14 protein-coding genes and 1 pseudogene are annotated in these 14,554 nt (G+C 50.3%); 1 reads left to right on the top strand and 14 read right to left on the bottom strand.

The window, feature by feature from the left end; all coding sequences use genetic code 11:
- Positions 1-5: 5 nt before the first annotated feature.
- The 5 genes from HMPREF3277_RS14870 to rluD all read right to left on the bottom strand — a co-directional run bounded on the left by HMPREF3277_RS14870 (position 6) and on the right by rluD (position 3,908).
- The gene (locus tag HMPREF3277_RS14870) at positions 6-173 is read right to left on the bottom strand and encodes a hypothetical protein (RefSeq protein WP_168168247.1); all 168 of its coding nucleotides are present in this window, start codon (positions 171-173) and stop codon (positions 6-8) included.
- 370 nt (positions 174-543) lie between these two features.
- Positions 544-1,314 carry a peptidoglycan editing factor PgeF gene (pgeF, locus tag HMPREF3277_RS03935; protein WP_070870106.1) on the bottom strand — a complete coding sequence of 257 codons (771 nt, stop codon included), beginning with the start codon at positions 1,312-1,314 and terminating at the stop codon, positions 544-546.
- 474 nt (positions 1,315-1,788) lie between these two features.
- Positions 1,789-2,121, bottom strand: a complete 333-nt coding sequence (locus tag HMPREF3277_RS03940) for a hypothetical protein (protein ID WP_040667900.1) — start codon at positions 2,119-2,121, stop codon at positions 1,789-1,791.
- A gap of 79 nt (positions 2,122-2,200) precedes the next feature.
- Positions 2,201-2,782 (bottom strand): hypothetical protein, encoded by a 582-nt coding sequence (locus HMPREF3277_RS03945; protein WP_070870107.1) that lies wholly within the window; start codon positions 2,780-2,782, stop codon positions 2,201-2,203.
- A gap of 1 nt (position 2,783) precedes the next feature.
- On the bottom strand, positions 2,784-3,908 hold the full coding sequence (rluD, locus tag HMPREF3277_RS03950; RefSeq protein WP_070870108.1) for a 23S rRNA pseudouridine(1911/1915/1917) synthase RluD: 1,125 nt from the start codon (positions 3,906-3,908) through the stop codon (positions 2,784-2,786).
- Between rluD and HMPREF3277_RS03955 the strand changes: the two genes are divergently transcribed.
- Positions 3,907-4,713 (top strand): outer membrane protein assembly factor BamD, encoded by an 807-nt coding sequence (locus HMPREF3277_RS03955; protein WP_070773265.1) that lies wholly within the window; start codon positions 3,907-3,909, stop codon positions 4,711-4,713. The genes rluD and HMPREF3277_RS03955 overlap by 2 nt on opposite strands.
- Before the next feature lie 691 nt (positions 4,714-5,404).
- On the opposite strand, the gene HMPREF3277_RS03965 is transcribed toward HMPREF3277_RS03955, so the two are convergent.
- The 9 genes and pseudogenes from HMPREF3277_RS03965 to HMPREF3277_RS04005 form a co-directional block, all read right to left on the bottom strand.
- A complete protein-coding gene (locus HMPREF3277_RS03965; protein WP_003755528.1) occupies positions 5,405-5,674 on the bottom strand; it encodes a hypothetical protein in 270 nt (89 codons plus the stop codon).
- Positions 5,667-6,065, bottom strand: coding sequence for a phage holin family protein (locus tag HMPREF3277_RS03970; protein WP_009312038.1), 399 nt, complete (start codon positions 6,063-6,065; stop codon positions 5,667-5,669). The genes HMPREF3277_RS03965 and HMPREF3277_RS03970 overlap by 8 nt, the downstream gene beginning before the upstream one ends.
- Positions 6,066-6,206: 141 nt before the next feature.
- A complete protein-coding gene (locus tag HMPREF3277_RS03975) occupies positions 6,207-6,641 on the bottom strand; it encodes an ElaB/YgaM/YqjD family protein (RefSeq protein WP_003764337.1) in 435 nt (144 codons plus the stop codon).
- A 235-nt stretch (positions 6,642-6,876) separates the two neighbouring features.
- Positions 6,877-9,396, bottom strand: coding sequence for a TonB-dependent siderophore receptor (locus HMPREF3277_RS03980; RefSeq protein WP_070870110.1), 2,520 nt, complete (start codon positions 9,394-9,396; stop codon positions 6,877-6,879).
- Between the two features lie 467 nt (positions 9,397-9,863).
- The gene (gene sucD / locus HMPREF3277_RS03985; RefSeq protein WP_003745608.1) at positions 9,864-10,754 is read right to left on the bottom strand and encodes a succinate--CoA ligase subunit alpha; all 891 of its coding nucleotides are present in this window, start codon (positions 10,752-10,754) and stop codon (positions 9,864-9,866) included.
- Between the two features lie 10 nt (positions 10,755-10,764).
- Positions 10,765-11,934, bottom strand: a pseudogene (gene sucC, locus HMPREF3277_RS03990) (ADP-forming succinate--CoA ligase subunit beta); the annotation flags it as partial.
- 95 nt (positions 11,935-12,029) lie between these two features.
- Positions 12,030-12,317 (bottom strand): hypothetical protein, encoded by a 288-nt coding sequence (locus HMPREF3277_RS03995; protein WP_003755543.1) that lies wholly within the window; start codon positions 12,315-12,317, stop codon positions 12,030-12,032.
- Positions 12,318-12,632: 315 nt separating this feature from the next.
- The gene (lpdA, locus tag HMPREF3277_RS04000) at positions 12,633-14,066 is read right to left on the bottom strand and encodes a dihydrolipoyl dehydrogenase (protein WP_016687976.1); all 1,434 of its coding nucleotides are present in this window, start codon (positions 14,064-14,066) and stop codon (positions 12,633-12,635) included.
- A gap of 193 nt (positions 14,067-14,259) precedes the next feature.
- Positions 14,260-14,529, bottom strand: coding sequence for a hypothetical protein (locus tag HMPREF3277_RS04005; RefSeq protein WP_009312043.1), 270 nt, complete (start codon positions 14,527-14,529; stop codon positions 14,260-14,262).
- Positions 14,530-14,554: the final 25 nt, after the last annotated feature.

The following is a 14,554-nucleotide window of genomic DNA, read 5'->3' on the forward strand; positions in this document are numbered from 1 at the left end:
CTGTCCTATTTTGATTTTAATTGACTATAAAAACGGGCGGGCGGATAGTCGGTCAAAAGTGCAATCACATCACGGCAATAATCTTCAAGCGACGCCTTCTTACCCGAAACATAGTCGGCAGGACGGCATATCGCAATACCGTCAGCAGTTAAAGCACGGTGCAAATCAAACATACGGTTTCCTTGTTTTCAGACGACCTCAATAGCGTCACATGCAATGACAAATACTGCCTGATTTATAGTGGATTAACTTTAAACCAGTACGGCGTTACCTCTCCTTAGCTCAAAGAGAACGATTCTCTAAGGTGCTGAAGCACCAAGTGAATCGGTTCCGTACTATCTGTACTGTCTACGGCTTCGTCGCCTTGTCCTGATTTATGTTAATTCCACTATAATCTAAAGGATACAACGAACAAAGGTCGTCTGAAAACCGTTCCTGAAATTGAGGAAACCGATATTTTCAGACGACCTTAACGATATTGGAACCGATACGCTTAACAACGGCTTTTTTCAGTCAAATATCGGATACACGGTTTACCGCGCATTATTCCGCCAACCAAATCAGGCTGACCATGCGGCCGGTTTGTCCGTCACGGCGGTAAGAGAAGAAAGTGTCGCGCTCCAGGACGGTGCAGTGTGTGCCGCCGTAGATCATGTCCACCCCTTCGCGGCGCAGAACCAAACGCGCCAGTGCGTAGATGTCGGCAAGATATTTACCGCCGCCGATGTCTTCGAATGCATCCGCCGCTTCGGGCATGGGTGCACAAAATGCGTCGAACACGTCTTGTCCGACTTCAAACGCGTCCGCGCCGATGGCAGGGCCGAGATATGCCATGATTTCGACGGGCGCGACATTCATTGCGGCTATGGTGTTTTGCAGCACGCCGCCCGCCAAACCGCGCCAGCCGGCGTGTGCGGCAGCGACGACCGTACCGGCTTTATCGCAGAACAAGACAGGCAGGCAGTCGGCAGTCATCGCAGCGCAGGCGGCTTTGCCTGTGTTGTCCACCGAAGCGTCTGCGTCGGGCGTGTTGCCCAATGCGTCGGCAACGTTGACGACGATGGTGCTGTGGATTTGATTGAGGTAGGCAACAGGCAGCCCAACCTGTTCCTGCACGATTTCACGGTTGCGGCGCACGGCATCAGGATCATCGCCGACGTGCGAACCGAGGTTCAAACTTTGATACACGCCTTGGCTCACGCCGCCGTTGCGGGTGGTAATCAGGGTTTTCACGTTGGAGGGCGCAGGCCAGTCGGCAGTCAGGAAATTTTTGCCTTGCGGGGCGAGGTTTAAGGTTTCTGTGATGGTTTTCATGTTTTTATCTAAGTAAGGAAAGGTTTGAAAGGAATGTGTCTGTCAGCTTCGTATTAACGCATCTCTACGACTTCCAATAATTCTGTGTTTTCCAATCGGTAATAAAGGTCATAACCCCGACCATGCTTATCTTCTCCTTGATTGGGCAGGAAACTGATACAGGCAAATTCTTTATTCTCGGAAATATTGAACCAAATGGTATAGTTCCTCAAATCCGATTGATTCTGCAAATAACGATCAAATTCTTTTTTAGCCGCAACCATTGCCAATAACAAACTTCCATCTAATCTAAATAAATAATCAGATATAAAAGCATCTCTCCAAACTTTTCCTGATAACTCATGCCGGCACCTAAATCCTCTACTTTAAATTGACCATTCAGTATGGCAAGTAAGCTTTTTTTAAACGTATCGCCTGAATATTCCCATCTGCCTTAGGAAGTAATCAAGGTCATTTAAATAATACAGTTGCGTATTAACGCATCCCCACTACTTCCAATAATTCCGTATCTTCCAGTCGGTAATAAAACTCATAACCCCGACCATATTTATATAGTCCTCTATAAGGAATTTCAAAAAATATCCCGCCCACCATTTCATCTATTTTGGGTATAAAGCCGATATTGGCAAATTCTCCATTTTCGGAAATATTTAACCAAATAATATAGTTTTTCAGATCCCATTTACCTTGCGAATAACCATCAAATTCTTTTTTTGCAGCAGCAATTGCCAATAAAAAATTCCCGTCAATTTCAGATAAATCGTCTAATCTAAAAGCATCTCGCCAAACTTGCTCCTTATGACTCATCATCATCTCCTAAGCTACTCGTTTTAAATCGACTTCTCGATATATTGAATGCGATATTGGTATGAAAAGTCTGATCAGACTAGTTGTACAAACCGTTTTCATCTAAAGGCAGATTCATCTGCTTGGCAATATTTTGTGCGGCAGCCGCGAAATCTTTTTTGTCTGACGGCTTGCTATAAATAAAAGTCAAAATTCGAACGTATGGTGCGGGATATGGACGGCGATATTCCAGCGTAAAAAATTCTCCATAGAGATCGCCTCTCCATCTGATTGCCGATAAGTGGTCATTTTCAGAAAGAGGATATTCCATAACGATTTCGCTGCCTTCCCAATGCGTCAGGACTCGTTTGACAGGGTCGTATTGCCAAGACTTATCCTGTAATTTTTCCAATGCTCTTTTTTTGGATGATAGAAACACATACGGGAAGGACAAAATCATTATCAAAAGAAATGACAGCATGAAGACACCGGAGCCTATGTTCAGAATCTCCATATCTTCCATGTTCCGCGTACCCAACCATACGGGCAGCGCAATCATGTAAACGATGGCAGCTTTAGTGGGAAGTCGATATGTTTTTTCAGATGTCAAATTGCCGTAACCCGCCAGCCACTGCATTTCGCCGTCCATTTGTGCAAGATTTACCAAATCTGAAGAAGACATCTTAATCCCTCACATAAACCACTTCGACATCGTAATCGTCTTCGTTCCAATCCTCGTCGTCATCCGTGCCGAGTTTGTCCTGCCATTCTTCTTCGTTGCTCAAAGACGAATCCAAGCCTGCTTCGAGGCGCAGGACGGAGAGCAAGTGATACATATCGTCGGGAATCGGGGCTTCGAAGGAAACGGTTTCGCCGGTTTTCGGATGGACGAAACTTAAGCGGTAGGCGTGCAAAGCCTGACGCGCGCCCAGACTTTTGACGGCTTCTTTCACCGGTTCACTGCACGGATGGCGCAGGTTGCCGTAAACGGGGTCGGCAGCAAGCGGGTGGTTGGCTTCGCGCATATGGACGCGGATTTGGTGCGTCCTGCCTGTTTCGAGCGAGCATTCGATGTAACTGTGGGCGAGATAGCGTTCCAACACTTTGACGTGGGTAACGGCAGGCTTGCCGCCGAATTTGACGACTGCCATTTTCAGGCGGTTGTGCGGATCGCGTCCGATTTGGGTTTCGATTTTGCCGTCAAAGGGAACGATGCCGTTGGCGACGGCGCGGTAAATGCGTTTGACCGTGCGCTCTTGAAGCTGTTGCACGAGGGAATTTTGTGCGGGCAGGGTTTTGGCGACCACCATCAGGCCGCTGGTTTCTTTGTCTAGCCTGTGGACGATGCCCGCGCGCGGAATTTGGCTCAATTCGGGACAATGCGCCAGCAGGCCGTTAAGCAGCGTCCCCGTCCAGTTGCCTGCGGCGGGGTGGACGACCAGTCCGGCGGGTTTGTTGACGACGATGACGGTATCGTCTTCGTACACAATATCCAAATCCATCGCTTCGGGTTTGAACGCGAGATTCTCTTCGCTCGGACGTACCGTTACGCTGACGGATTCCCCGCCTATCATTTTGTCTTTGGGTTGGGCAGGCTTATCGTTTACAATAACCGCGCCTTCTTTAATCCACGATGTCAGGCGGCTGCGCGAATAATCAGGCATGAGCTTTGCCAACACTGCATCCAGCCGCCCGCCCGCAAGCTCCAGCGGAACAGTCAAATTAACACAACTTTCTGCTTCGGGGGCTGACGTAAAGTCTAAATCGTCGCTATAATCGGCTTCATTATCAAAGGAAGTATTCTGCATGAAAAAAATTCTTTTAGTAGTTTCGTTAAGTCTGGCACTGGGTGCCTGTGCAAGCAATAAAGGTACGGTCGATAAAGACGCGCAAATCACACAAGATTGGAACGTGGAAAAACTCTATGCCGAAGCGCATGACGAGTTGAACAGCAGCAATTATACGCGAGCCATCAAGTTATACGAAATTTTAGAATCCCGCTTCCCCAACGGCCGCTACGCGCAACAGGCGCAGCTGGACACCGCATACGCCTATTACAAAGACGACGAGCCTGAAAAAGCCCTCGCCGCCATCGACCGCTTCCAGCGCCATCACCCGCAACATCCGAATATGGATTACGCGCTTTACCTCAAAGGCTTGGTTCTGTTCAACGAAGACCAATCCTTCCTCAACAAACTCGCCTCCCAAGACTGGTCCGACCGCGACCCTAAAGCCAACCGCAGCGCATACCAAGCATTTGCCGAATTGGTACAACGCTATCCGGAGAGCAAATACGCCGCCGACGCCACCGAGCGCATGGCAAAACTGGTGGACGCATTGGGCGGTAACGAAATCTCCGTTGCCCGCTACTACATGAAACGCGGCGCCTACCTCGCCGCAGTCAACCGCGCCCAAAAAATCGTCGAGCGTTACCAAAACACCCGCTACGTCGAAGAAGCCCTTGCCATGATGGAGCTTGCCTACAAGAAACTGGAAAAACCCCAACTCGCCGCCGATACCCGCCGCGTCTTGGAAACCAACTTCCCGCAAAGCCCATTCCTGCAACACCAATGGCAGCCGAACGATATGCCTTGGTGGCGCTACTGGCGTTAAGGCTTGAAGTTTAAAGCATAGTGATACCGTATCACCCTATGCTTTTCTGAAACCAAAGGTCGTCTGAAACTGAAAAATACTGTTTCAGACGACCTTTTTATGTTTCCAGCAATCATTATTCGTGGGCAAAGCCCACGCTACCGCTCCTACATCGCCTGACCGACTGCGACATTTCAAAAATATAACGAATGCAAACAAAAGCCTCTATACCTCCATTCTCCGACCAAAGCTACAACCCGTAGCGTGGGCTTCGCCCACGAATTCCAAAAATACAAAAAGGTCGTCTGAAACACAAACCTAGTTTTTCAGACGACCTCTTCACGACCTCACTCACTTCGGCAAATTTCAACGCAAACGCTGCCAATCCAATCCACAATTACCTCCAGCAGCCGTCATTCCCGCGCAGGCGGGAATCCATCGGAAACCCTAAGAAACAGATATTCAAAAACAGTTGCCGAAATTCAAAAGTGGATTCCCGCCTGCGCGGGAATGACGGCAAACAAATATCCTGTCGGGACTCCTCCAACTGCAACCACGCAACCCGTAGCGTGGGCTGTACCCGCAAACCATCCAAATACATAAAAACCGTCCCAAATCCGACAGCCATAGCGTGGGCTTCACCCACGAACCCCACAAATACAAAAAGGTCGTCTGAAACCCAACTTTCAGACGACCTTCTTTCTAATCCCATCTACTTCATCGCAGCCTTCAACGCAAACGCTGCCAGCAGTGCGCCGAAGCGGTATTTGCGCGGAATGGCGAGTCCTGCCGTTTTATACAGCAGGCTTGTCTGCGTCAGCTCGTTGCCCAAATCCAGCAGCTTCATCAGCGTGTCCGACTTGCGCTCTTCCTGTTCCTTCAATTTGCGCTGTTTCAAATACGATGCCTCAATTCTCAGTCGGACGAGTTTGGCTTCCAGTTGCAGCAGTTCGCGTGCTTCATCGCGTTCCGTTTTATTCATCGTCCCCTCCTTCCTGCATATCTTGACCGCGCAGGCAGGCGATGTCTGCCCGGATGTCCTGCAAGGTTGCCGCGATTTGGTTGTTTTGGCTGCGCCAGTCTTTTGACACTTTACCGAACAAAATTGCAATGACAATTAGGCTGAGGGCGGTTATCCCGAAAAATACCCATATCGCCGCGGTATCCGACAACGCGCGGTTTAGCCCGAACAATAGGCTGATGAATGCAATCAGCAGCAATATGCCCGATACGACCAGCCATATGATGATGCGGAACACGTTTTCCGCCTGCTCCGCCAAATCCAGATTCAAAATCTGCAACCGCAGCAAAAGCAAATCAATACCTTGATTCAGCAGCGTTTTCGTATGTTCGATATTTTGTCTGATACCCATATTCCGATTTCCCTGATTGCTCCGAAACGGACAATCCGAAGGCTTTGGGGTCGTCTGAAACCTTCGCCGCCCCTCATAAGCAAACGCCGCCGGAACAAGACTTTGGGAAATCGTGTCCGGACGGCATTCCTGTTTGACCGATTATCGGCGGTTCAGCAAGACGCCGACGACCAAGCCTGCCAGTGCGGCAAAGCCCATTGCGTAATAAGGTTTGTCGTGTACGGCTGCATCGGCTTGGCGCGCGCCGCGTTTGATGCGGTCACCCGCTTCTTCTCCAAACTCGGCAAAGCGTTTTTTGCCTTCTTTGAAACGCTCTTCTGCCAATTCTTCAAATTCGTCGTATTTTTCGCGCGCGCGGTCGGCATGATGTCTGATGCGCTCTCCCGCTTCGTCTTCAAAACGATACAAACGCTCTTTAGCGGCTTCGAGTTTTTCCTGCAATTTGGCTTTGGCTTTTTTACCTTCTTCCGAACCGGCTTCCACACCTTTGGTGTACAGCTCTTCAACATCGTTCATTACATCTTGAATGTCTTTCAACAAAGCTTCTTTGCGGGATTCAAAATCATGTTTTTTCATTACCTTCTCCTTGATGTCCTTACCGTTAAAATAACAGATTGTTCATCTGTTAACTGATTATAACCCCTTTACACTTCTTCTCAAGTCAATTCGGCTAAAGGTGGTTTGAAAACATGTAAAGATTGACGCGGGAGATAAAAAGGTCGTCTGAAAACTTTCAGACGACCTTTGGGCCTCTTTAAAACTTTTCTATCATACAAACTGCTTCTTGGCGGAAGAGTTCCGTGCAAACAGCCTACCACTTAATTTTCAAGGCAACAGAGGCATTGCGCGGCTTGCCGTAGAAATTGCTGCGGGAGTTGGTGTAATAGCGTTTGTTGGTCAAGTTGCCGACGTTGACCGCCAGTGCGGCGTGTTTGTTGATTTTATAGCGCGCCATGACGTTCCATATCGAGTAGGAAGGCTGCCACAGGGCTTTGGGTTTGTCGGAAACGTAATATTGCCCGTTGGAAAGACCATGCCCCCAAGGTTTGGGCTTGGTGCCACTGACCCAGCGCATCCCCACCCCCATCGTCAGCTTGGGCGTAAAGTCGTAGCTGGTGAAGAATTTGAAGGTTTTATCCGGCGCGGTATAGGTGCCGCCGTACTCCAGATTCATGTCGTCCCCCAAGTCGTTGGATGAGTTGGGCGCGTCGTAAGGTTTGTCTATCTTCAGTTTGACAAAGCCTGCCTGCATCCGCCATTTCGGGGTAATCTGTCCGGCAAGATTGATGTCGAACCCCCTGCTGGTATAGCCCTTGCCTGTGCCGTATTCCCAATCGCCTTGGAAGCACCACGGTTCGTTGCCGTTTTCCCCGCCGTATTTCCATTCGTAACAGCGCGAGCCGGTAGGTTCGAGCGTGGGGTAATTTTTCTGGGTCATGGTGAAGTAAGACAGGGCAAAATTCATCCTGTCGTTCCACAAACCGCCTTTGATGCCGACTTCTTTGGAATTGCCGGTAATCGGTGGCAGCCATCCGCCGCCCTCGCCATAGGCCGGCCTGTTCCTTAAGACATTGTTGGTTTTCAGGATGCCGGTATAGCTGGCGTAGGCATTGATGGTCGGCGTCAGCTCTACAATCACGCCGCCGTACGGGACGAATTTGCGCACCGTATCGTGATACATCCTGCTTTTATTGTGATCGGGGGCGTACCCTTCGTCGGGCATTTCAACCGTATCGTCCGTTATCACGTTGTTTTTGTTTTTATAAAACGACCATTTCCCACCCCCTTTGTCCCGCCATGTCAGCCAACGCCCGCCTATCACCGCCGTCAGCCACTTGGCCGGCTTGAGTTTCAGGGCAAAATAGGGACCGTATTGTTCCGAAGCCAAATGATCACGGGAAATCAACCCGTCCGGTCCCAATTTTTTCTCCCAAGCCCGGTTGTACCCCAACATGGGATAGCTGCCGTTATTCCAGTAATCAAGCGGAATCGCCTGCCATAAATAGAAGTTACGGTCTATCGGTTCCCCCGTCATGGCCGCAATACCTGTAGGCTTGGCATCATCGACATTCAATTCGCCGCTGCTGCTGAAATTATAATCGTCCCTCGTCTGGGTATGGCGGATGCCGCTAAAACCGACAATAAACTGCTGATCCTGTTCAAAAAGTTTGAAACGGCTGTCCAGATGGATATCGAATGCCTTGTCGTCGTATTTGTCGCGTTCGCGGCCGAAATCGTAAGTTGCCGCGTTAAATTGCGGCGCGTAGCCGTTTACCCCCATATCGCCGTAACGCAAGTCGCTTTTGGTACGGCTGCGGGTATAGGCGGTTTGTAGCTTGATATGGTCGTTGAAATGATGTTTGTATTCGGCAAACATATTGTCACTGGTGGCTTTGTTAAACGCCCATTCTGCCCCGTTGTTGAAGCTCGGCGGAACGTCGCGGGTATCTATCCAATGTGTCGGGGAATCCCCCAACTCGAAATCATAATCCTGGGTAACTTTCGAATAACGCATCAACCCCTTGGTCGGCGCACCGGTGATGTTGCGGTGCTGACGGCTGAAGCCAAACGTAAAGCTGTCTTTGTCGGTTGGCGTCCAATCGAATACAGTGTAGAAGGCATGGGATTTGCGTTTGATTCTGTCCATAAAGCTGTTGCCGTTCTCCCATGTTCCGACGACGCGGCCGCGCAGGGTTTGGGATTTGTTCAACTCACCGCCGTAATCGAATTCGACACGTTTGTTGTTCCAAGAACCGTATTTCAGGTTCAATTCCCCCGAGCTTTTCGCCATTGGGCGTTTGCGCACAAAATTGACGCTTGCCGCCGGATCACCCACTCCGGTGCTCAGCCCGTTCGAACCACGGATGATTTCCACCCTGTCGTAAAGATAGCTGTCCTGTGCGGCAATAAAGCGCGGCCCGCCGAGCAGGTATTTATTGGCCAGCACACCGTCAAGCTGGTAATTGTCGACGGGAAAGCCGCGCGAATAATACTGGGCTTCGCCCATGCCGGTAACGGAGTCCTGCAATACGGTAATACCCGGCGTTTCTTCCAGCACCTGATCAAGGTTCTGCAAATTCTGATCCTGCATCTGCTGCTGGGTGAAAACGGTTACACTTTGCGGGGTTTCTTTGAGTTTCAAGTCAAGCTTGGTGGCCGAGGTGCTGCCTTTGACGGTGTAGTTGCCATTACTCTGGGCGGGTGTATTTCTTGCCCCCTTTACGGTAATTTCGTTCAGATTGACTTTATCGGGTACAGTTTGAGCATATGTGGATGAAAATGCAAAAGCGATGACGATACTCAAACAGTTAGGCTGCCACAGGCTGTTCATAACTGCTCCTTAATGGGAAATGAATTCAGATATGAGTAAGGTCGTCTGAAAAAGTAAGATAGGAAGATGTTGATATGATTGATTTGTTTTTGAGAATGATTATATATTGAATGAAAATTAAAGATAACACTGCAAAGTATAGAATATCCGACAATTTATGTAGCTTATGCGACAATCTGTACGATATAGTGGATTAACTTTAAACCAGTACGGCGTCGCCTCGCCTTAGCTCAAAGAGAACGATTCTCTAAGGTGCTGAAGCACCAAGTGAATCGGTTCCGTACTATCTGTACTGTCTACGGCTTCGTCGCCTTGTCCTGATTTATGTTAATTCCACTATAAAGCTGGAAACAAACGCCTAACGAAATTCTCAGATTATGGCAAACCAAGTAAAAAGGTCGTCTGAAAACCTGTTTCCAAGTTTTCAGACGACCTTTCGGTTTTTCAGTCAAAACGACTAAGCGTTATTACGCCAAGCCTTTTGCTTTCAATACTTCCAGCATGGTGCTGCCCAATTCGGCAGGGCTGCGGGTGTAGGCGATGCCGGCTTTTTCGAAAGCGGCGAATTTTTCTTCCGCAGTACCCTTGCCGCCGGAGATAATCGCACCGGCGTGGCCCATGCGTTTGCCTTTAGGAGCGGTCACACCTGCGATGTAGCCGACAACAGGTTTGGTTACGTTGGATTGGATGTATTCGGCTGCTTCTTCTTCCGCAGTGCCGCCGATTTCACCGATCATGATGATGGCGTCGGTATCGGGGTCTTCTTGGAAGAGTTTCAGCGCATCGATTTGGTTCATGCCCGGAATCGGGTCGCCGCCGATACCGATACAGGTTGATTGACCCAAACCCAGTTTGGTGGTTTGTGCCACGGCTTCGTAAGTCAATGTACCGGAACGAGAAATGATGCCGATGCGGCCGGGAGTGTGGATGTGGCCCGGCATAATGCCGATTTTGCACTCGCCCGGAGTAATCACGCCCGGGCAGTTAGGGCCGACCAAACGTGTGCCGTTGCCATTGGTTTCCAAGTAACGTTTAGCTTTGAGCATGTCCAGGGTCGGCACGCCTTCGGTAATCACAACGACCAAGCCTACGCCGGAATCAACGGCTTCAACGATAGAATCCAAAACAAACGGAGCGGGAACGTAAATTACGGATGCGTCCGCGCCGGTTTCTTTAACCGCTTCTTTCATGGTGTTGAACACGGGCAGGTTCAGGTGGGTTTGACCGCCTTTGCCCGGGGTAACGCCGCCAACGACTTTAGTGCCGTAAGCCAGAGCTTGTTCGGAGTGGAAAGTACCGTTTTTACCGGTGAAACCTTGAACCAATACTTTGGTGTCTTTATTAATCAATACGCTCATTCTTTTCTCCTTAGGCGTTTACGGCTGCGACAATTTTTTCGGCTGCGTCATTCAGGCCGTCGGCTGAAGTCAGTTTCAGACCTGATTCGTTCAGGATTTTCGCGCCGAGTTCGGCGTTGTTGCCTTCCAGACGGACAACAACAGGCACGTCAACGTTGATTTCTTTAACGGCTGCCACGATGGCTTCCGCAATCATGTCGCAACGAACGATACCGCCGAAGATGTTGATCAATACGCCTTTGACGGATTTGTCTTCGAGAATCAGTTTGAACGCTTCAACTACGCGCTCTTTGGTTGCGCCGCCGCCTACGTCGAGGAAGTTGGCAGGTTGGCCGCCTTTCAGTTTGATGATGTCCATGGTTGCCATCGCCAAACCGGCACCGTTCACCATACAACCGATGTTGCCTTCCAGCGCAACGTAGTTCAGGTCGAATTCGGAGGCTTTCAGCTCGCGTTCGTTTTCTTGGGATTTGTCGCGCAATTCGGCGATTTTCGGCAGGCGGTAGAGCGCGTTGCTGTCGATACCGATTTTGCCGTCCACGCAGGCGAGCGCGCCGTTTTCGCGGACTGCCAGCGGGTTCACTTCAAACAAGGCGAAGTCATTTTCGACAAACGCTTTGTACGCGCCGGTCATCAGTTTGACGAATTCGTTGATTTGTTTGTCTTTCAAGCCCAGTTGGAACGCCACTTCACGCGCTTGGCAGGGTTGCAGGCCGACCAGCGGGTCAACGGTTACTTTGAAGATTTTTTCAGGGGTTTCGGCGGCAACTTTTTCGATTTCCACACCGCCTTCGGTCGAAGCCATGAATGTGATGCGACGGGTAGAACGGTCGACCACCGCGCCCAAATACAGCTCGGTTTGCACCGGATACATGTCTTCGCAAACCAAAACGCTGTTGACCGGCTGACCGTTGGCATCGGTTTGATAAGTAACCAGATTGGTGCCAATCAGGCTTTCCGCCACTTCTTTGGCTTCTTCACGGCTTTTGACGACTTTTACGCCGCCCGCTTTACCGCGTCCGCCTGCGTGGACTTGGGCTTTGACGACGGCAAATTTTCCGCCCAGTTTGTCGTAAGCGGCTGCGGCTTCCTCGCCGTTGTGCGCCAAAATACCGCCTTGCACGGGCAAGCCGTAGCTTGCCAGCAGTTCTTTAGCCTGATACTCGTGTAGATTCATGGATTTCTCCTTTAGATTAGTGGAATGCCCTGAGACTGCCTCCGAATGGCAACCCCGTGCGTTTCAGACGACCTTTCGGCGGTCGGAAAATCGTCGTTTCACTTGCTGAACGGCAACCACATCCGCGCAAGCAGATACATGATTGCGCCGCCGCCCCCGAGGATAAAAAAGACGATGCCTTTTTTACGCGAATTCGGGCAGAGCAGGTAAACGGCAAGGCTGAAACTGATAAACAACAATGCCACACGCCAAACCAATTCTTTGTCTTTGAAACGGTTGAGCGTATAAGTTTCGGTCATCATCACATACATCTGCCACAACGCGGCCATACACATGCTGATGATGCCCATCGGTATGAACAAGATACCGATTACTTCTTTATTCATAATCAAATGCTGTCTGTGAATGTGTCGCCGATTATATATAGTGGTTCAAGTTTAAACCAGTACTGCGTTGCCTCGCCTTGCCGTACTACCTGTACTGTCTGCGGCTTTGTCGCCTTGTCCTGAATTTAAACTTAACCCACTATCGTAGATTCAAATAGAAAATGCTTAAATCGTCATTCCGACAAGAGAACAATGGCAACTGATATGCCCTATTTTCTCTCTATACCTATCGGAACATTGCTTCCGAACATTCATCTTTCCGAAAAGGTCGTCTGAAAAAGTTTCAGACGACCTTTTATGCTTTACTTGACCTCATCAGCCATGCAAAGCGCGCTTGTCGGCGGCCAGTGCGGCTTCGTGAACCACTTCGGACAAGGTCGGATGGGCATGGATGATGCGGGCGATGTCTTCGCTGCTGGCAAAGAATTCAAGCGCAGTTACGCCTTCGGTAACCAATTCGCTGACAACCGGGCCGATCATGTGTACGCCCAAGATGCGGTCGGTTTTGGCATCTGCCAACACTTTGACCGTACCTTTTGCCTTACCCATTGCCAACGCGCGACCGTTTGCACCGAAGCCGGAAGTGCCTTTTTTGTATTCCACGCCTTCGGCTTTGAGCTGCTCTTCGGTTTTGCCGACCCAAGCGATTTCGGGGTCGGTGTAAATCACGAACGGTACGCTGTTGAAGTCGATATGCGGTTTCTGACCGGCAATGCGCTCGGCAACCGCCACGCCTTCGTCGCTGGCTTTGTGTGCCAGCATCGGGCCGCGAACCACATCGCCGATTGCCCAGACATTAGGCAGGTTGGTGCGGCATTCGCCGTCCACTTTGATAAAGCCGCGCTCGTCTTTTTCCAAGCCGACGGCTTCTGCGTTCAGACCTTTAGTATTCGGAATACGGCCGATGGCGACGATGAGTTTGTCGAAGACTTCGGTTTTGGCTTCGCCTGCGGCAGTTTGGTAGGCAACGGACACGCCTTTGCCTTCAGATTTGATGTCGCCGATTTTCACGCCCAGTTCGATGTTCAAGCCCTGCTCTTTGGTGAAGTATTTGAAGGCTTCTTTGGCGATTTGCTGGTCGGCTGCGGCAAGGAAGGTCGGCATGGCTTCAAGGATGGTTACTTGCGAACCGACGCGGTTCCATACAGAACCCATTTCCAAACCAATCACACCCGAACCGATGACGCCGAGTTTGGCGGGCACTTCGGTCAGGTTCAATGCGCCTTCGTTGTCCAATACGTTTACATTGTCGATGGCAACCTGCGGCAGCGGACGCGGCACGGAACCGGTCGCTACGATGACGTGTTTGGCTTCGATAACGGTTTTTTCGCCTTTGTTATCGACTTCGATTTGGTAGGCATCACCGTTTTTGCCGGCAAATGAAGCCGTACCGAACAGGCTGGTCACTTTGTTTTTTTGGAACAGGAATTTCACGCCGCCGGTAAGTTTGGTTACGATGGCGTCTTTGCGCGCAATCATTTTCGCCGCGTCAAATTTGATGTCGCCGACACTGATACCGTGTTCGGCAAAATCATGCTGCGCGGCGTGGAAATGTTCGCTCGACTGCAACAGGGCTTTGGAAGGAATGCAGCCGACGTTCAGGCAGGTGCCGCCCAGCGCGGGCGCATCGCCTGCTTTGTTGACGCCCGCATCGACACAGGCGGTTTTGAAACCCAGTTGGGCGGCGCGGATGGCGGCAACGTATCCGCCGGGACCTGCGCCGATGACTACTACATCGTATTGAGACATGTGAAAAATCCTTTGTTGTTTGATATTTTTGCCGCAGGAAAACCTTCAGCAAAAGTTCATCCACTATATTTTGCATGAGAGGTCGTCTGAAAACGCGGCTTCAACAAAATTAAAACTTATTCTGCCTTTTCAGAGTGCGAAACCTGCCCGCAGGCTCGACCTTTGAAACTTCAGCCCGATTGGTTCGGACGCATCAGCGGCGGCAGGAATGCGGGCTGTACTCCCTGACTTCCTGTCCGGTGAAATTGTTGTAAACGCGGACGGTAGCGTGCGGATAGCGTTTGCACAAAACACTGCGGGCAACGGGAATGCCTGCTTTGTTGCTGTCCATTTCAAAACGCTTGTTCAACATTCTGCCGCGCGCATCATAAGCGTTGACGGAATATTCCTTGCCTTCGAATGCGGCACACGCGCCAAGCAGGGAAACGACAGCCAAAAGCGGAAACAGGGAAATGGGTTTCATGGATACACTCCTATGGATTTTCATA

This window comes from Neisseria sp. HMSC70E02, from assembly GCF_001838645.1.
Lineage (GTDB): Bacteria > Pseudomonadota > Gammaproteobacteria > Burkholderiales > Neisseriaceae > Neisseria > Neisseria macacae.